This window comes from Ruegeria sp. CF5 (assembly GCF_056537325.1).
Genome location: NZ_JBQFRI010000007.1, coordinates 16,510 through 33,317, shown reverse-complemented (window position 1 = coordinate 33,317; position 16,808 = coordinate 16,510). Strand labels below are relative to the sequence as shown.

Here is a 16,808-nt window from a genome sequence, read left to right as displayed (position 1 = left end):
GGCAGTCAGGTCAATAGCTGTATTCAGGGTAAATCCGCGTCAGATCGCCGTTCCAGTCGCCTTCATAACAGTCCAGCAACTCGTCCGCCGGAACCTTACCGGTATCGATGCTGTCCTTGAGGGCGCTGAGGAAATGCGTCTCGTCCGGGACCAGACCACCCGCACCGGGATATGCACGGGCTTTCAAACCAGATTCGGCGATGGATACAACCTCGCGGGCCAGATCGTGCATGTTGATGTTGCCGACCTGTGCCTGCAGTCCTTTGATCGAGGCTTCGACACGCAGGGCTTCGCGGGTTTCGGCGTCCCAGCCTTTGACCAGATCCCACGCGGCATCCAGAGCGGACTGGTCGTAGGTCAGGCCAACCCAGAATGCCGGCAGCGCGCACAAACGCCGCCACGGACCACCATCTGCCCCGCGCATTTCCATGAATTTCTTGATTCGCGCCTCTGGGAAGGCCGTGGTCAGGTGATCCGCCCAGTCGCTCAGCGTTGGCGTCTCGCCCGGCAAGGCGGGCAGCTTACCATTCAGGAAGTCACGGAACGACATGCCCAGCGCGTCGATGTATTTGCCATCGCGATAGACAAAATACATCGGCACATCCAGCGCGTACTGAACGTAGCGCTCGAAGCCGAAACCCTCTTCGAAAACAAATGGCAGCATTCCGGTACGCGCGTCATCAAGATGCCGCCAGATATAGCTGCGCCAGCTTTTATGGCCGTTGGGTTTGCCTTCGAAAAAGGGCGAGTTGGCAAAAAGAGCCGTGGCAACCGGCTGCAGCGCCAAGGCGACGCGCAGCTTTTTGACCATGTCAGCTTCGGATCCAAAGTCGATATTGACCTGAACTGTGCAGGTGCGTCGCATCATCGCGCGACCCAGACTGCCAACCTTTTCCATGTAGTCGTTCATCAGCACGTAACGCCCTTTAGGCATTAGCGGCATATCCTCGTGCGTCCAGATCGGCGCGGCACCCAGACCGATAAATCCGACGCCGATCTTGTCGGCGATATCCTTCACGTCGCGCAGATGCGCGTTCACCTCATCGCAGGTCTCGTGAATCGTTTCTAGCGGTGCGCCCGACAGCTCCAGCTGTCCGCCCGGTTCGAGCGAGACATTGGCACCGTCCTTTTCCAGCCCGATCAGCTTGCCGCCTTCTTCGATCGGAGCCCAACCATGCAGATCGCGCAGCCCCTTAAGTACAGCGACAATCGAGCGTTCGCCTTCATAAGGCAGCGGCTTCAGCGTATCTTTGCAATAGCCGAATTTCTCATGCTCGGTGCCGATGCGCCAATCCTGTTTGGGCTTGCAGCCCGATTCCAGATATTCGGCCAGTTGCTCGTGGCGTTCAATCGGTCCGCCGCCGGACTGAGGGATGGACATGGAGGAAGCTCCGATCCTGCTGTGTCTTGACTTGAAGGCCAGTCGTGGGCGCAAACGGCCCGGGTGTCAATGCAGCCTTATGTGGGGTGGGCGCGATGGTGTGCGCTCCCATATCACGACGGGATGAAGGGAATCACCGTTGAGTTCGGACAACATATGTTCGGTTCGTAGTCCCGGAAGGCTGGAGAACACGTCAAACAGCATTTCGGCCCCTTCCGCATTCACTGGAATGTGAAGGGACGGCTGCCCGGGCTGTTCCAACACCCAATGCGCCGGACGCGAGGTCGGGTCGAGTGCCAGCCGCTCGATTTCCCGCGCGGCGACAATGCCACCGGCAAGGGGACCAAGATAGGTGATTTGCCCTTCGTCCACGGTCACGACGCCGGGGCCGCCTGCCCCCTTGCGAAATCGCGCCCGCTGCACACCGATGACGGCCAGCGCCAGAGATACAAGAACCAGCACCCAGCCCAGCCAGCCCAATAATCCGCCCGGGCCGCCAATCCAGCTCAGGCCGAGAACCAGAACAAAGACCGCGGCAAGAACTTCACGCCAGCGCCATAGGGCCAGCTTGGCTTCTGGTCGGATGAAACTCATTGCGTTGGCTCCTCTCTTGTCGCCGGGACGCCCGGTGTCGTATTTCTGGTCCTCTCAACAGGAAATTGGATGAACCGGCGCCGTCTTCAAGGGTTATGCCCAGTCGCCCAACGCCTGTTGCCACATTGTCATAGCTGCAACCGCTGCCGTATCGGCCCGCAGGATACGGGGGCCAAGGCTCACCACATGCGCAAAAGGCAGGGATGTAAGTCGCTTACGTTCCCGTTCGGAAAACCCGCCTTCGGGACCGATCAGGATGGCCCATGGGCACCCGGTTTCGTTTTCCGACAACCGCAGGGCCGAACCGACCTCGGCCTCATCGCAGAACATCAACTGGCGCCCTTCGGGCCAGTCGTCCAGCATGCGGTCAAGTTTTTGCAGGTCGCCCACTTGCGGTACGAAGGTTCCCCCGCATTGCTCCGCGGCCTCAACAGCATGCGCCTGCAGACGATCCTGCCGGATCCGTTCCGAATTCGTGAACTCGGTCTGCAGGGGGATGATCCTCGCAGCCCCCATCTCGGCCGCTTTCTCGACAATGAAATCGGTGCGCGCCTTTTTGATAGGGGCAAAGAGCAGCCACAGATCGGGCGGCATCTGAAGCGGCTTTGTCTGACTGGCGCAGAGCAGCGCGCCACCGCGTTTTCCCGCCTCGACAACTTCAGCCAGCCACTCGCCATCCTTTCCGTTGAACAGCGCCAACGATGCTCCAACGGCCAGACGCATGACGCCGAACAGGTAATGCGCCTGATCCCGCGTCAAAGGAACCGATTGCCCCTCACCCAAAGGGTGCTCTACATACAGTCTGATCTTTGCACTCATGAGAGCCTACATATGCAAGGCAATGTCCCAACGCCAGATGGACAAGTCGCTGATGCCGTTTCCGGCAATTGGGTAGATAGTTACGCACCCGCGTTCAGCCGGCCATATTTGCGGCTGTCGCGCGCGGACCGTCCGATTGGAACGTGGTTGCTGTTGATTCCCTGCTGGTGGGGTCTGGCACTGGCGATTCTGAACGATGGCAACCCACGCTGGGAGGACGTCTGGATCGCCATCGGTTGTGCCTTGGGGGCATTTTTGATGCGAGGCGCGGGGTGCACCTGGAATGACATCACCGACCGCAATTTCGATGGTCAGGTCGAACGAACACGGTCCCGGCCGATTCCATCGGGTCAGGTGTCCGTCAGACAGGCCGTCGTCTGGATGGTTCTGCAAAGTCTTTTGGCGCTGCTGATCCTGCTGACGTTCAATCGGGCCGCCATCGCCATGGGTGTTTTGTCGTTGTTGCCGGTTGCAATCTATCCTTATGCCAAACGCTTTACTTGGTGGCCTCAGGTTTTTCTGGGCCTTGCGTTCAACTGGGGGGCCTTGCTGGCATGGACGGCCCACAGTGGCTCGGTCGGGTGGCCAGCGGTTATATTGTATGCCGCCGGTATTTCATGGACGTTGTTCTATGACACGATCTACGCCCATCAAGACACCGAAGATGATGCCCTGATCGGCATCAAATCCACCGCCCGGTTGTTTGGCACGGACACTGCGCGCTGGCTAAAGTACTTTCTTGTTGCGACCATCGGCTTAATGGGCCTTGCCGTGATCGAGGCCGCTTTGCCAGACGCATCCGTTCTGGCACTTGTGCTTGCCATTGCCGGACCATGGGCGATGGGCTGGCACATGGCATGGCAACTGCGCGGACTGGACATCGAGGATAATTCCAAGCTGATACAGTTGTTCCGGTCCAATCGGGATACCGGCCTTATTCCGCTGATCTTCTTCTGCGCCGCCCTGCTGGCCTGATTGCACCTCGGGATTATGGCCTATATGACTTCGCACCAACCGTTCGAAGAGTGACCGTCCGTTCATGCGCCTTTCCTATTCCATCGTCGTTCTTCTGACTTTTGCCGTGGCAGCCGGGCTTGCCCTGACCGGAGCGATCTTTGCTGTTTCGCGGGTCGAGGCGGAATCGGAAAGGGCGGTGCGTCGCGCCCTGTCACTGGAAGCGCATGAATGGGCCGAGGTTCAGTCGGACGGGCTTCGGGTTGTCCTGACGGGCACGGCCAAGGACGAAGCGACCCGGTTCAACGCTTTGACCGTTGCGGGAACCGAAGTCGACGCCTCACGCGTGATCGACGAAATGGACGTTGCTCCGACCGCGGATCTTGCACCGCCCCGGTTTTCCGCCGAAATCCTGCGCAACGACAGCGGTATATCCGTCATTGGCCTGATACCGGCCAGCGAAGACCGCGAAGCGTTCGTGCAGACGCTGCGCAACATAGATGGCAATGCCAACGTCTCGGATTTGATGGAAAGTGCCGACTATCCCAAACCCAAGGGGTGGGACGACGCGATGTCCTATGCCGTGCAGGCACTATCACGTCTGCCGCGCGCCAAAATTTCAGCCAGCCCGGGCCTCGTAAAGATAACAGCGATTGCCGATAGTCAGCAGGAAAAAGAAAAGCTGGAACAGGAACTGACACGTTCCGCACCGCCAAGTTTGCGAATCGGTTTGTCTATCACGGCCCCTCGCCCGGTCATCACACCGTTCACCCTGCGCTACCTGATTGACGAGAACGGCGGGCGTTTCGATGCCTGTTCGGCTCAGGATGACGCCGCGCGCGACAGCATAATCGCCGCCGCGCAACGATCTGGGTTGAGCGGCCGGGCAAGCTGCACGATCGGTCTTGGTGTACCCACCCCGAGATGGGCAAGAGCCGCGGAACTGGGCATCCAGTCGGTGGCCGCGCTGGGTCAGGGCTCAGTCACCATGTCAGACGCGGATATCACGCTGATCGCTGCACAGGGAACCGACCAGTCCCTGTTCGACAGAGTTGTGGGTGAGCTTGAAAACGCACTGCCCGATGTTTTTGCCCTGCATGCAGTGTTGCCCGAGCCTGAGATTGCAGAAACAGGCGGCCCGCCCGAGTTTACGGCAACCCGCAGCCCCGAAGGATTGGTTCAACTGCGCGGACGGGTGAACGACGAAACTTTGCGTAATATGGTGGACAGCTACGCGCAGGCAGCCTTTGGAACCGGCAGGGTTCATATCGCAACCCGTATGGTACCTGGACTTCCGGCGGACTGGCCCGTTCGCGTGCTGGCCGGTCTTGAGGCGCTATCTTATCTGAACAACGGCGCCCTCACCGTAACCCCTGATGCAGTTGTCCTGAGCGGCATGAGCCACGAAGAAGACGCCAAAGCCGAAATCGCGCGCATACTGTCGGACAAGCTGGGCGAGGCGCAGGATTTCACCCTGTCCATAACCTATCAGCCACCACCCGAGCCCGAAGATACGTTACCAGACCCGGAAACCTGTGAAGCACGCATCGCCGAAGTGCAGGAAAGCAGGAAGATCGCATTTGAACCCGGTTCGGCAACGGTGGCTTCGGACGCGCTGGAGACCCTGAACCAGATCGCCGACATCCTACGGGAATGCGGGCCGATCCGGATGGAGATTCAGGGCCACACCGACAGTCAGGGCCGCGAAGAAATGAACCAGCAGCTCAGCCAGTCGCGGGCTCAATCCATCCTGAACGAGTTGCGCGCCCGCCGGGTTCCGACCTCCAGTTACCTTGCCGTGGGATATGGGGAAACACAGCCTATCGCCGACAACGATACCGAAGAAGGCCGCGAAGAGAACCGCCGAATCGAGTTCCGGCTGATCCGCCCCGAACCGGTGGAGGATACGGAAACAGGCCTTGATGCTCTGGAAGCATCCCAACAAGAGCAGGAAGCCGAACAGGCCGAGGACAGCCCGGAAGCAGAGGCGCAGGAGCAGTGACATGAACAGAACGGAATTCATCATCGCAACCGCGATCATCCTTTTTGTGGCCTTCTGCATGGGTTGGTTCGCCAACTGGCTGGCGCATCGTCTGTCGCGCGTCCGGCAAAGCGATGTGGCGGATCTGGACCGAATGAGCCAGGAACTGCATGAGGCAGAAGAAACCCGCGATCAGGCGATCACCTATTTGCAACAGCGCGAGGCGGAGCTGACAAATCAGCTGACGCAAACCGAAGCAGAACTTTCTGCCGCTATGGAGGGTTTGCGCGCCGCCCGGCAAGAAGCCGAAGAGTTGCGCGGCAGGATCAACAACGCTGACTGAACGCCACGCAACCTGTTTCATCGTCGGTTAGTCCGGGATTTTCAGAGGCGGAGTCAGCCGACCTCGCCAATGAAATTGCGGGTACGTTTTCGCGTCGGCGTAAATTGGCCGGTATCCGCGATACAACTTTGACTTGTCCAATAAATTCAACATACTGCATGGGTGCATTTTTGCCTGCACCACTTGGAAACACCATCCAGCACAATGGAGCGTGCCATGAATTTCAAGACAACTTTCAAAACCGCAACCATCCTGAGCGTTTTCGCTGCCACTTCGGCCTTGGCGTCGGACGATGTAATTCCGTCAGAAAACGACACCTTCACAAAGTGGGGTGAAGAATCGGGATGGACCATCTTTGTGGATGACAACCGCAAGTCCTGCCTTATCGAGCGCATGGACGAAAACGCCAACGTCGTACAGATGGGCCTGACCGCAGATCATGAAATGGGGTATCTGGGCGTCTTCACCAAAAACGACATCGGGCTGAAAGGGAAAAAGGAAGAAATCATCCTGTCCCTCGACGGAAATCTGTATTCTGCGGAAGCCCATAAAAAGACCAAGCATCTGGCAGAGGGTTACACCGGTGGATACATACTGGCGAATAACCCGCAATTCGTCGATGACGTCATGAAGAAACACGAGATGATCGTGTTCCCCGAGAAAGAGTTTGCATTTGGGGTAAATCTGGACGGCACCTTCAAGGCCATCGAAGCGGCCCGTGAATGCAATACGGAACAATCCGGCTGATTTGAGTCTGCCCTCGCCGACATCCCTGACGCGGGTGTCGGCAACCGGTTTACCAACGGGTCAGCGCATCCTCGTCTTCGTCCTTGGCCGCGACCCAATCCGATCCGGACGTGGTAATTTCCTTTTTCCAGAACGGCGCGCGCGATTTTAGGTAATCCATCAGGTATTCTGCCGCCTCGAAAGCATCCTTGCGGTGACGGGCAGAGGTTGCAACCATCATGATCCGATCCCCGGGCGAAAGCCGACCGTGGCGATGAATGACCAACACATCGCCCAGCGACCAACGTTTTTTGGCTTCTTGAGCAATCTTTTCCAGCGCCTTTTCGGTCATCCCCGGATAGTGCTCGATCTCCATCACATCCAGATCGCCGCTGGCCAGATCCCGGACAACACCGGTAAAGGTCACCACGGCGCCACTGGTGGTATCCCCGGCGGCAAAGGCGTTGGCCTCGGCCCCCAGATCAAACGCATCCTGCTGCACGACGATCCGCATGGGTTCAGCCACCTGTCATCGGTGGAAAAAATGCAACTTCGCGCACACCGTTCAGTGGGGCGTCGAAATCGGAAAGCTCCTGATCCAAGGCAACGCGCAATGCGGAAAGATCGGCAAAGGCGGCCTCGTATCGGGGTTCGCGTGCGCGCAGTTCGGCCACCAGTTCGGATACCGTGGAAGCGGTCGTTTCAACGCGCTCTTTCGGCAGGCCGATCCGTTCGCGAACCCAGGCAAAATAAAGCACATCCATACCTTAGGACTCCTTCAGATGAGGCATGGCTTTACGTAGGTAGTCATAGCCGGTGATCAACGTCAGGGTGGCGGCAATCCACAGCAGCCACAGGCCGATCCGACCAGACCAGAACATGCCTTCGAGTTTCCATCGCAGCCCGTGCACATCCTCGACCTCGCCATTCAGGATTTGCGATATCAGCGCGTCGTCCATGCCAAAGGACGACATAACGAGATAGTGTTCGAATATCCCCTGCGAGAACAGGACGGCGATGGCGACCATTTGTGCAGTCGTTTTCCACTTGGCCAGTTTGGTCACCTTCAGGGTCCCTGCAACATCGCCAAGGTATTCTCGCAGGCCGGAGACAAACACCTCACGAAACAGGATCACGGTTGCCGGAAGCACCAGCCATGGCGTCCAGTGTTCGGTTGAATATCCCACAAGGATCATCAGCGCGATCACAACCATCGCCTTGTCGGCGATGGGATCCAGCATCGCCCCCATCTTGGTTTCCTGCTTCCATGCCCGGGCAAGGTATCCGTCGAACCAGTCGGTAATGGCGGCGGACAGGAACAGGATCAGCGCGAACCAATCGGCGTACGGCCGCGTAAAATACAGAAACATAATGGCAAGACCGGGCGCGGCCAGCAGGCGGAGCAAGGTCAGAATGTTGGGCAAATTCCACTTCATGCGGCGGACACTATATCGGTCATGCGGGACAGGGAAGGCACGGCGTTGAAAAACCGTGCAGTGCACGGTGCCTCTGATGAAGGTATTTTTGCGCAGAAGAAAATACGAAAGCTTTGCTAACCTTTGTCGTGGAAGAAGTCATAGACCTTTTGCGCCAACCCCGCCGAGATACCGTCAACCGCCCTCAGGTCTGCAAGGTTCGCACGGCTGACAGCCTTGGCGCTGCCGAAATGAGCAAGCAGGGCGCGTTTTCGGGCGGCACCTACTCCGGGGATTTCATCCAGAGGCGTCGCGCCGACTGCTTTGGCGCGTTTGGCGCGGTGTGTGCCGATGGCAAAGCGGTGCGCCTCGTCCCGCAGTCGCTGAATGAAGTACAAAACAGGATCGTTGCGTTTAAGCGCAAAGGGGCGCTGTCCGATACGATGGAATTCCTCTTTGCCGTGGTCGCGGTCGATGCCCTTGGCCACGCCGACCATCGGAATATCCCCAACCCCATGGGCCAGCATGATCTCATGCACCGCGCTGACCTGCCCGGCGCCGCCATCGATCAGCAGCAGATCAGGCCACAGCCCCTTGTTGCGGTCGGGATCTTCTTTGAGAAGGCGGGTGAAACGCCGGGAAAGAACCTCTTTCATCATGCCGAAATCATCACCGGGCGTCAGGTCGTCGCCGCGAATGTTAAACTTGCGATAGGCATTTTTCACAAAGCCGTCCGGGCCAGCCACAATCATACCGCCAACGGCGTTGGTGCCCTGAATGTGCGAGTTGTCGTAGACCTCGATCCGACCCGGCGGGCCATCCAGGTCGAACGCTTCGGCCACACCGCGCAACAGCTTGGCCTGCGTGGCACTTTCCGACATGCGCCGGGCCAGTGACTCCCGGGCGTTTCGCAGGGCCCCGGACACCAGTTCGGTCTTTTCCCCGCGTTGGGGGACAAGAATTTCAACCTTGCGCCCGGCCTTGTCCGAAAGCGCCTGCTGCATCAGATCCGCGTTTTCGATGGCATCCGAAAGGATCAGTTGCCGGGGCGGTTCCTTGTTGTCGTAGAACTGGCCAAGGAAGGCCTCCATCGCCTCGGCCGCGGATACGTCCGGGCCCACGCGCGGATAAAAATCCTTGTTGCCCCAATTCTGGTTGGCGCGGATAAAGAATACCTGCACGCAGGCCTGCCCACCTTCCATATGCAGGGCGATCACATCCGCCTCGGCCACGCCACGCGGATTGATACCTTGCGAGGTCTGAACCTGTGTCAACGCACGTATGCGATCGCGCAGACCGGCAGCGCGCTCGAACTCCATAGCGTCAGACGCTTCCTGCATCTGTAGCGCCAGATCTTCCTGCACTCTGGTTGAGCGGCCAGACAGAAAACGTTCTGCATCCCTGACGCTTTCGGCATACCCCTCCTCCGAGATTAGTCCCACACAAGGGCCTGAACAGCGCTTGATCTGAAACAGAAGACAGGGGCGCGTTCGGCTTTCGAACATGGAATCCGAGCAATTGCGCAGCAGGAATGCCTTTTGCAGCTGGTTCAGTGTACGGTTCACCGCACCAGCGCTGGCAAATGGGCCAAAGTAAGTTCCCTTTTCCTTCTTGGCGCCACGATGTTTCTTGATCTGAGGAAAGGCGTGGTCCTTGGCCACCAGAATGTTGGGAAAGCTTTTGTCGTCCCTCAGCAGCACGTTGTACTTCGGCTTGAGCTGCTTGATCAGGTTCTGTTCCAGCAGCAACGCCTCGGTCTCGGTTCGCGTCGTCAGAAACATCATCGAAGCGGTCGCGGCAATCATACGCTCGATCCGCCCTGAATGGCCCGGCCGCGCATAGTTCGAAACTCGGGCCCGCAGATTGCGGGCCTTGCCGACATAGAGAACACGGCTGTCCACATCCAGCATTCGGTAGACACCGGGCGAACTGTCCAGTGACTTCAGATAGCTCTGGATACAGGCATAGCCGGTAAGGTTATCGGTTGAGGTCGATTCGCTCTCGGGAGTCATTGCACTGAAATATGATTCTCTGGCGTCGGCTGCAATCTTGAGCAGCTCAAATCAAGAGGAAACAAATCCACGGTTTCTGTGGATAACTATGCATATAACTTTTGTGAGCTTGCAGATTCCCCATGAAACGTTGGGCATTCCTTGAGTTGCACAAAAAATAGGCACAATGTTAAGATGTTGAAATTAAACACAAAAAACAGTATCACCTGTCAAGTATATGAAAAATAAGACATTTTTGTAACGTCAAAGTAACGGGAACGCGAGCGGTGCAAAACTTGCATCGATTCCGCCTATTCAACCCCAAGAATATCAGGTGTTCGCCAGCCAAGATGCTGGCCTCCATCCACACACAAAAGCTGTCCCGTGACGGCATGTGCGTCCAGAAAATAGCCCAGCGCGGCCGTGATATCCGACGGATTCGCACCCCGCTCCAGAATCGTGTTGGCCCTTTGGGCGGCGAAATGAGCGTCGCTCTGACGGTGCCCTTGCAATGTCGGGCCGGGGCCGATTGCGTTCACGCGAATGGCCGGTGTCAAAGCCTGCGCTGCAGTCCGCGTCAACGCCCATAGTCCCATTTTTGCAATCGTGTATGACATGAACTCGGGTGTCAGTTTGCGGACACGCATATCGACCATATTGACGATCAGACCCGAAGCTATCGGTTCACCATTTGCATCGATTTCCGCCTGCAAACCTTGCTCGGCCATCTGCTGCGTCAGAAGGAACGGCGCACGCAGGTTGCTGTCCATATGCCGATCCCAGCTTTGCCGGGTTGCGGTGTGGATATTGTCGTACTCAAAGACCGACGCATTGTTGATCAGGCAAGTGATTGGCCCACCCAATGCCTCGACAGCATCCGGCAAAAGCGCCTCGACCTGGGATTCGTCAAGCAAGTCGGCTTGCAGAGCGACCGATTTGCGCCCCATTGAGCGGATGGCCGCGACGGTATCTTCTGCGGCTTCTGCTGACGTGGCATAGTGGACCGCCACGTCCATTCCGCGCTCGGCCAAATACAGCGCCATCGCGCGGCCCAGACGAATGCCCGCACCGGTTACGAGTGCTCGGGTCATGACGAGGCTCCCTTAAAGAAATTACGCCAGCAAAATGATCACATAGACTGCGTAGAGCAAGGTCAAGACAAAGCCCCACGCACGGGTGATATCCTGTTTGAAGAACACGAACGGAACCAGCAAAAGCGACGCGCCCAGCATGACCCAAAGGTCAAAATACAGGAACTCCGGGTCGACCGGTATTTTGCCGAACAGCGTGGCGATACCGACAATGGCCAGCAGGTTGAACATGTTCGAGCCGATCACATTACCCAGCGCGACATCAGCCTGCCTCCGCAATGCGGCCATGACGGTGGTCGCCAGTTCCGGCAACGATGTGCCAACCGCCACCAGCGTCAAACCGATAACGGTTTCGCTGACGCCGTAGGTCCGCGCGATAACTGTCGCGTTTTCGACCAGCAGATGCGCCCCGATGGGCAGGCCGATCAGACCCAGGATCAGGTACATCGCGACTTTCCAGTACGGCATATCCGGGTCGGCTTCCTCCAACCCTTCCAATTCGTCTTCTTCCTCGCAAGCTGCACCGCAGGCCTTGCGATGCGCGCGCGCCTGCCGGAACGCATTCCCCAAAACAAGCGCAAGCGCCGCAAGCAGGATCGCCCCGCTTAGGACGGTAAAGACCCCACAAAAGGCCAGTGCAATGAACAGAACGGATGCAATCAGCATGAAAACATAGTTTCGGCGGCTGTTGCATTCACTGGTGTGAAGCGTGGCAAGCAGGGCCGGAAGCCCCAGTACAAGAAGAATGTTGGCCGTGTTCGAACCGACGACGTTACCCAGGGCGATGCCCGGCGCGTTTTCCTTCACCGCGCTGATGGCGATCAGCAGTTCCGGTGCGGATGTCCCGAAAGCGACGATTGTCAGGCTGACGATCAGCGCAGGAACACCAAGGCGCAGGCTGAGATTTACGGCGCCACGCACCAGCGCGTCGCCCCCCAGCAGCAGAATCAACAGCCCAAGCCCCGAAAACAGCCATGCCGTCATGTGCGGTCCCCCCGCTCGCAGGCGCAGGGGCCTTTACCGATCCGATATCTCCCGCAGCGCGGGCATTTGGACGATTGCAGCCGACGTTGCCCCGGAAACCGAAGTCTTCCGAACATCGCCAGAACGGCCATGGCGACGAGGAAAAGGGTGACCACCTTTATGATCACGTCAGAGACCAAAGCGCGCGTAGGCCGCCCGCTCCTCTATCCCGGCAACCGCATCCTGCGCCAGTTCGGCACCAAACCGCGACCAAAGCGGTTTGCGAACGCCGTAGCGGCGGAACTTGACTTTGTCTCCGAATTTCTCCTGCATCTTGGGCTTGAGATGCGCAATTCCGTCAATCAAGCCAAGCTTCTCGGCGCGCTTCGCCAGCCAGATTTCGCCCGTGAACAGATCGGTCTTGTCGTCCAGCTTGCTGCCGCGCCTATTTTTGACGTGATCAATAAAGTTCTCATGGATATCGCCAAGGATATGCTTGAGCCGCTCGACGTCTTCTTCCTTTTCCGGCGAAAACGGGTCCAGCATGGATTTTGATTTCCCCGCCGTGTGAACACGCCGCTCAAGTCCCTGCCGGGCAAGAAACACATGCGCGCCGAAGCTGGAGGAAATAACTCCAATCGATCCCAGAACAGAACTGTCGTCGGCCCAGATTTCGTCTGCTGCCGCAGCCAGCCAATATCCTCCCGATGCGGCCACATCCTCGACAAAAGCAAAAACCGGAACGTCCAGTTCGTCCGACAGCCGCCGGATGCGCGCACCGATCAGTGAGCTTTGCACCGGGGAACCTCCGGGCGAATTGAGCTCAAGCGCGACTGCTGCCGGCTTACCCTTGCGGAACGCCTTTTCCAGTACCGGCGCCAAAGTGTTGTCATTCAGTGACGCACGACCCGCCATTCCGATGGCTCCGGACATCCGGACCACGGCCACGACAGGCTGCTTCTTGATAAACGGAAGGCTTAGTTTCATGGGTGCCGATGTAGAGTGCCGCCACCCGGTAAACAAGACGCCCGCGATAGCAGAGACGCTACGTGAACGAAATTGGCACAGCCGATGGGCAAAAATGCAACGCCTGCTGACGCTTCGCTAGCTGCGAATGCGCCAGCCGGTTTTGAAGATCCACCAGATGATTCCGAGGCACAGGCCCGTAAACACCAGGATGGCCAGAAGGCTGAGCAGGATCGGTACATCCGCAAGACCGTAGAAAGACCAGCGAAACCCCGAGATCAGGTACAAAACAGGGTTGAATAACGTAATCGTCTGCCAGACCGGCGGAAGCATCGATATGGAATAAAAGGTCCCGCCCAGAAAAATAAGCGGCGTCACCACAAGTTGCGGGATCAGCGACATCTGTTCGAAATTGCTGGCCCAGATACCGACGATGAAGCCCAGCAATGAAAAACTGAGGCAGGACAGAACCAGAAATGCCACCATCGCAAAAGGATGCTCGATGCGAATTTCCACAAAAAATGTGGCCGTGACGAGTATCACCACACCGACGAACAGGGCCTTGGTCGCAGCCGCACCAACATAGCCGATCACGATTTCGATAAAATTGATCGGGGCTGACAACAGTTCGTAGATCGTGCCAAGAAACTTGGGAAAGTAGATGCCAAACGACGCGTTCGAAATCGACAACATCACAACTGACAACATAATCAGGCCGGGCACGATGAATGCACCGTACGAGACGCCCTCAACCTCCTGAATGCGGCTGCCGATGGCTGTGCCGAAAACCACGAAATATAGCGAGGTGGACAGTACCGGTGACAGAAAGCTCTGCGCCAGCGTTCTGAAGAAGCGGTTCATCTCGAAACGATAGATTGCGGCAATCGCTGACCAGTTCATGCGGCCTCTCCCGAAACGAGATTGACGAATATCTCCTCAAGGCTGGACTGCCGGGTTTGCACGTCGCGCAATATCAGCCCAGCCTGCGACACGTCATTCAGCAGAGTGGTAATACCTGTTCGGTCTGCATGGGTATCATAGGTGTAGATCAGCGAGTCCCCTTCGCCGTTCAAGGTCAGATTGTGTTCGGATAGACAGTCGGGAATTGCGCTGATGGGTTCGGTCAGCATGACCTCAAGCTGCTTCTTTCCCATTTGCGCCATCAGCGTGTCCTTGTCCTGAACCAACAGCAATTCGCCCTTGTTGATAACGCCCACCCGATCCGCGATGGCCTCGGCCTCTTCTATGTAGTGCGTGGTCAGGATGATCGTCACGCCGCTTTTCTTCAGCTCGCCAACGATGTCCCACATGTCCTTGCGCAATTCGACGTCGACACCTGCGGTGGGCTCATCAAGGAACAGAATGCGCGGCTCGTGCGCCAGAGCCTTGGCGATCAATACGCGGCGCTTCATGCCGCCGGACAACTCCTTGATCGCATTCTTGCGTTTGTCCCACAGCGACAGCTTGCGAAGAATTTCCTCGATCCGGGCGCTATCCTGACCATGACCAAAAAGCCCGCGCGAGAACCGCACCGTGTTCCAGACCTTTTCAAACGGCTCAAGCGCGATTTCCTGAGGCACCAGACCGATCATCCGGCGGGCGGCCCGAAAATCGGCCTGTATGTCATGCCCACCAACAGTCACTGATCCGGATGTTGGCGTCGTTATCCCGCAAACCGTTGAGATCAGAGTCGTCTTCCCGGCCCCGTTCGGGCCGAGCAGAGCGAGAATCTCGCCCTCTTCAATATCCAATGAAACACCTTTGAGCGCCTCGAACCCATCGGCGTAGGATTTGCGCAAATCCTTGATCGACAGAATTGTTGCCATGCATTTCCCCCGTTCTGGCGGTGACCCTATCGCGCCGGTCAGCTCCGGAACAGGTCAAATGCGCACAAAGCGCTGCGCGTTTGCGCAGGTGTCAGTCGCGTCCGGTCAGACGTCCAAGCCAGCCTTTTTTGCCTTCGCTCTGATCGTCGCCCTCAGCCGCAACTTCTTCTGCCGGTCCTTCCAGATGCTCCTGCAGGTTCGAAAAGAACTGATCCGCCATTTTCTTGGCAAAGCCGTCAATCAGGCGACTGCCCAACTGGGCCAGCTTGCCGCCAACCTTTGCGTCAACATCATAAGACAGCAGCGTCCCGCCGCTTTCACTGGCGCTCAATGTGACGCTGGCGCTGCCTTTCGCGAAGCCGGCCGCGCCCCCCTTCCCTTCACCCGCGATGGTGAGGCGCTCGTTTTCCACCATATCCGACATGGTGACGGTCCCCTTGAAGGTCGCCTTCACCGGCCCGACTTTTTGCACAACCGTTGCTTCATATCCGTCAGTCGGGTTGCCGGAAATCTCCTGCGTTCCCGACACACACACCTTAAGCACTTCCGGGTCCAGCAATGCCGCAAAAACTGCAGAAGGTTCCGCCTGAATTTCCCTTGTGTCGCTCATCTGCATGGTGGACTGCCCCCAATTTCCTGCTGAAAAGGTATCAGAACAGCATTACCGCCCTGAACCGGACGTGGCTAGCCCAAGCGTTCACGGGGTCGGTGTTGCTTTCGCTACTGACCGCCAGCCTGCTTCGCGCAGGGCATGCGCGTAACTGGGGGCATTACGCATCTGCGGCCCCAGCCCCTTTTTCAGCAGGGACTTGTGCAGTTTGGGCAGATTGAAGCAAGGCACATGCATGATCATGTGATGTTCAAGATGGTAGTTGACCCAGTACGGCGCAACAAGAAGGCGCGCCAGAGGTCCGGCATAAGTGGTCCGCACGTTCTGCAAAGGATTGTCTGATTGTTCGGTCGCGCCATGCTCGGCAATATTGCGGACGCGCAACACGAACTGAAACCAGGTGAGATAGGGCAAAAGCCAAAAGGCCAGCCCCCACCACCAGCTGCCTAAAAAGCCCATCAGGACCATGACAAACAGAAATACAGGAAGGGATTTCCATAGCTGAGGGGCTTTGAAGCTTTGGGCAAAATCAGATGCGGCGGCCTTGATGGCATCTTCGTCCCCTGCCAGACGGAAAGACATCAAAATCTGCCCAAACAACTGCTTCACACCGGTCTGCCCTGTCAGATCCCGGGTGAATTTGCGTTTCAGCGACGCATGAGACGTGGGAAACTTGGCCGACAGCACCAGATCCGGGTCTTTATCCGTCTGGGTAAAGCGATGATGGGTAAGGTGATAGTGACGGTAGGCCCCTAATTCGGCCAGAATCGGGCGTCCACACAGCCATTCTCCGACAAAATCATTCACACGCTGAGACGAAAACAGTGCGTTGTGTGCAGCTTCGTGCATCAGAATGGCCAAGCCTAACTGACGCGATCCGATCACGATTACCGCGATCAGAAAGGTAAGCGGGTTTGGAAAAAAGCCAAACAAGGCGACAGCAAGTGCAATCAAACCCCAGCAGTGCACAACCAGCCACGCACCCATGATATTGGAACGCCTTGCCAAGGGCCGGATTTCGTCAGTGCCAAGATATGCTTTGCCGGGGGTCATGGTGGTCTCCTCGACCAACATTGTCTCAAACGCCCGGCCCCCCGTCAAAGAAACCGCAGCGTCACTTTCTACAAAGCTTGATCGGGAACAAACCT

General features: G+C 57.5%; 18 protein-coding genes. 4 read left to right on the top strand and 14 right to left on the bottom strand.

The window, feature by feature from the left end; all coding sequences use genetic code 11:
* Window positions 1–10: 10 nt before the first annotated feature.
* The 3 genes from ACR0NW_RS16110 to ACR0NW_RS16100 all read right to left on the bottom strand — a co-directional run bounded on the left by ACR0NW_RS16110 (window position 11) and on the right by ACR0NW_RS16100 (window position 2,794).
* Entirely contained in the window at window positions 11–1,381 is a 1,371-nt protein-coding gene (locus ACR0NW_RS16110) for a glutamate--cysteine ligase (RefSeq protein WP_170654514.1), read from the bottom strand.
* A gap of 66 nt (window positions 1,382–1,447) precedes the next feature.
* Window positions 1,448–1,975 carry a hypothetical protein gene (locus ACR0NW_RS16105; protein ID WP_170654512.1) on the bottom strand — a complete coding sequence of 176 codons (528 nt, stop codon included), beginning with the start codon at window positions 1,973–1,975 and terminating at the stop codon, window positions 1,448–1,450.
* A 93-nt stretch (window positions 1,976–2,068) separates the two neighbouring features.
* Complete coding sequence (locus ACR0NW_RS16100; RefSeq protein ID WP_480451615.1) at window positions 2,069–2,794, bottom strand: 16S rRNA (uracil(1498)-N(3))-methyltransferase; 726 nt, start codon at window positions 2,792–2,794, stop codon at window positions 2,069–2,071.
* 12 nt (window positions 2,795–2,806) lie between these two features.
* Here ACR0NW_RS16100 and ubiA point away from each other — a divergent pair, with 12 nt between their 5' ends.
* The 4 genes from ubiA to ACR0NW_RS16080 all read left to right on the top strand — a co-directional run bounded on the left by ubiA (window position 2,807) and on the right by ACR0NW_RS16080 (window position 6,819).
* Complete coding sequence (ubiA, locus tag ACR0NW_RS16095; RefSeq protein WP_480451617.1) at window positions 2,807–3,769, top strand: 4-hydroxybenzoate octaprenyltransferase; 963 nt, start codon at window positions 2,807–2,809, stop codon at window positions 3,767–3,769.
* A 64-nt stretch (window positions 3,770–3,833) separates the two neighbouring features.
* Window positions 3,834–5,750, top strand: a complete 1,917-nt coding sequence (locus ACR0NW_RS16090; protein ID WP_480451619.1) for an OmpA family protein — start codon at window positions 3,834–3,836, stop codon at window positions 5,748–5,750.
* Between the two features lies 1 nt (window position 5,751).
* The gene (locus ACR0NW_RS16085) at window positions 5,752–6,072 is read left to right on the top strand and encodes a hypothetical protein (RefSeq protein ID WP_170654504.1); all 321 of its coding nucleotides are present in this window, start codon (window positions 5,752–5,754) and stop codon (window positions 6,070–6,072) included.
* A gap of 216 nt (window positions 6,073–6,288) precedes the next feature.
* Window positions 6,289–6,819, top strand: a complete 531-nt coding sequence (locus tag ACR0NW_RS16080; protein WP_480451621.1) for a hypothetical protein — start codon at window positions 6,289–6,291, stop codon at window positions 6,817–6,819.
* A 49-nt stretch (window positions 6,820–6,868) separates the two neighbouring features.
* Here ACR0NW_RS16080 and ACR0NW_RS16075 read toward each other — a convergent pair whose 3' ends face one another.
* The 11 genes from ACR0NW_RS16075 to ACR0NW_RS16025 all read right to left on the bottom strand — a co-directional run bounded on the left by ACR0NW_RS16075 (window position 6,869) and on the right by ACR0NW_RS16025 (window position 16,713).
* On the bottom strand, window positions 6,869–7,312 hold the full coding sequence (locus ACR0NW_RS16075; RefSeq protein WP_480451664.1) for a molybdenum cofactor biosynthesis protein MoaE: 444 nt from the start codon (window positions 7,310–7,312) through the stop codon (window positions 6,869–6,871).
* Window positions 7,313–7,316: 4 nt separating this feature from the next.
* Window positions 7,317–7,562: a molybdopterin converting factor subunit 1 gene (gene moaD, locus ACR0NW_RS16070; RefSeq protein WP_480451622.1), complete on the bottom strand. Its 246-nt coding sequence runs from the start codon at window positions 7,560–7,562 to the stop codon at window positions 7,317–7,319.
* 3 nt (window positions 7,563–7,565) lie between these two features.
* Window positions 7,566–8,234 carry a CDP-diacylglycerol--glycerol-3-phosphate 3-phosphatidyltransferase gene (gene pgsA / locus ACR0NW_RS16065; protein WP_480451624.1) on the bottom strand — a complete coding sequence of 223 codons (669 nt, stop codon included), beginning with the start codon at window positions 8,232–8,234 and terminating at the stop codon, window positions 7,566–7,568.
* Between the two features lie 116 nt (window positions 8,235–8,350).
* Window positions 8,351–10,225 carry an excinuclease ABC subunit UvrC gene (uvrC, locus tag ACR0NW_RS16060; protein WP_480451626.1) on the bottom strand — a complete coding sequence of 625 codons (1,875 nt, stop codon included), beginning with the start codon at window positions 10,223–10,225 and terminating at the stop codon, window positions 8,351–8,353.
* A 290-nt stretch (window positions 10,226–10,515) separates the two neighbouring features.
* Window positions 10,516–11,295: an SDR family oxidoreductase gene (locus tag ACR0NW_RS16055; protein ID WP_480451627.1), complete on the bottom strand. Its 780-nt coding sequence runs from the start codon at window positions 11,293–11,295 to the stop codon at window positions 10,516–10,518.
* 21 nt (window positions 11,296–11,316) lie between these two features.
* Window positions 11,317–12,279 carry a calcium/sodium antiporter gene (locus tag ACR0NW_RS16050; protein WP_480451629.1) on the bottom strand — a complete coding sequence of 321 codons (963 nt, stop codon included), beginning with the start codon at window positions 12,277–12,279 and terminating at the stop codon, window positions 11,317–11,319.
* A 168-nt stretch (window positions 12,280–12,447) separates the two neighbouring features.
* Window positions 12,448–13,245, bottom strand: coding sequence for a S49 family peptidase (locus tag ACR0NW_RS16045; protein WP_170654487.1), 798 nt, complete (start codon window positions 13,243–13,245; stop codon window positions 12,448–12,450).
* 117 nt (window positions 13,246–13,362) lie between these two features.
* Window positions 13,363–14,124, bottom strand: coding sequence for an ABC transporter permease (locus ACR0NW_RS16040; RefSeq protein WP_480451630.1), 762 nt, complete (start codon window positions 14,122–14,124; stop codon window positions 13,363–13,365).
* The gene (locus ACR0NW_RS16035) at window positions 14,121–15,050 is read right to left on the bottom strand and encodes an ABC transporter ATP-binding protein (RefSeq protein ID WP_480451632.1); all 930 of its coding nucleotides are present in this window, start codon (window positions 15,048–15,050) and stop codon (window positions 14,121–14,123) included. The genes ACR0NW_RS16040 and ACR0NW_RS16035 overlap by 4 nt, the downstream gene beginning before the upstream one ends.
* A 91-nt stretch (window positions 15,051–15,141) precedes the next feature.
* Window positions 15,142–15,666 (bottom strand): SRPBCC family protein, encoded by a 525-nt coding sequence (locus ACR0NW_RS16030; protein ID WP_480451634.1) that lies wholly within the window; start codon window positions 15,664–15,666, stop codon window positions 15,142–15,144.
* An 81-nt stretch (window positions 15,667–15,747) separates the two neighbouring features.
* Window positions 15,748–16,713: a fatty acid desaturase family protein gene (locus ACR0NW_RS16025; RefSeq protein WP_480451635.1), complete on the bottom strand. Its 966-nt coding sequence runs from the start codon at window positions 16,711–16,713 to the stop codon at window positions 15,748–15,750.
* Window positions 16,714–16,808: the final 95 nt, after the last annotated feature.

Bases quoted from the DNA above. Each gene is read 5' to 3' on its own strand.
- ACR0NW_RS16030 (WP_480451634.1), bottom strand. From the start codon at position 15,666: ATGCAGATGAGCGACACAAGGGAAATTCAGGCGGAACCTTCTGCAGTT.
- ACR0NW_RS16105 (WP_170654512.1), bottom strand. From the start codon at position 1,975: ATGAGTTTCATCCGACCAGAAGCCAAGCTGGCCCTATGGCGCTGGCGT.
- ACR0NW_RS16085 (WP_170654504.1), top strand. From the start codon at position 5,752: ATGAACAGAACGGAATTCATCATCGCAACCGCGATCATCCTTTTTGTG.
- ACR0NW_RS16100 (WP_480451615.1), bottom strand. From the start codon at position 2,794: ATGAGTGCAAAGATCAGACTGTATGTAGAGCACCCTTTGGGTGAGGGG.
- ACR0NW_RS16110 (WP_170654514.1), bottom strand. From the start codon at position 1,381: ATGTCCATCCCTCAGTCCGGCGGCGGACCGATTGAACGCCACGAGCAA.
- ACR0NW_RS16090 (WP_480451619.1), top strand. From the start codon at position 3,834: ATGCGCCTTTCCTATTCCATCGTCGTTCTTCTGACTTTTGCCGTGGCA.
- ACR0NW_RS16055 (WP_480451627.1), bottom strand. From the start codon at position 11,295: ATGACCCGAGCACTCGTAACCGGTGCGGGCATTCGTCTGGGCCGCGCG.
- ACR0NW_RS16025 (WP_480451635.1), bottom strand. From the start codon at position 16,713: ATGACCCCCGGCAAAGCATATCTTGGCACTGACGAAATCCGGCCCTTG.
- ACR0NW_RS16075 (WP_480451664.1), bottom strand. From the start codon at position 7,312: ATGCGGATCGTCGTGCAGCAGGATGCGTTTGATCTGGGGGCCGAGGCC.
- ACR0NW_RS16040 (WP_480451630.1), bottom strand. From the start codon at position 14,124: ATGAACTGGTCAGCGATTGCCGCAATCTATCGTTTCGAGATGAACCGC.
- ubiA (WP_480451617.1), top strand. From the start codon at position 2,807: ATGCAAGGCAATGTCCCAACGCCAGATGGACAAGTCGCTGATGCCGTT.
- ACR0NW_RS16050 (WP_480451629.1), bottom strand. From the start codon at position 12,279: ATGACGGCATGGCTGTTTTCGGGGCTTGGGCTGTTGATTCTGCTGCTG.
- ACR0NW_RS16035 (WP_480451632.1), bottom strand. From the start codon at position 15,050: ATGGCAACAATTCTGTCGATCAAGGATTTGCGCAAATCCTACGCCGAT.
- uvrC (WP_480451626.1), bottom strand. From the start codon at position 10,225: ATGACTCCCGAGAGCGAATCGACCTCAACCGATAACCTTACCGGCTAT.
- ACR0NW_RS16080 (WP_480451621.1), top strand. From the start codon at position 6,289: ATGAATTTCAAGACAACTTTCAAAACCGCAACCATCCTGAGCGTTTTC.
- pgsA (WP_480451624.1), bottom strand. From the start codon at position 8,234: ATGAAGTGGAATTTGCCCAACATTCTGACCTTGCTCCGCCTGCTGGCC.
- ACR0NW_RS16045 (WP_170654487.1), bottom strand. From the start codon at position 13,245: ATGAAACTAAGCCTTCCGTTTATCAAGAAGCAGCCTGTCGTGGCCGTG.
- moaD (WP_480451622.1), bottom strand. From the start codon at position 7,562: ATGGATGTGCTTTATTTTGCCTGGGTTCGCGAACGGATCGGCCTGCCG.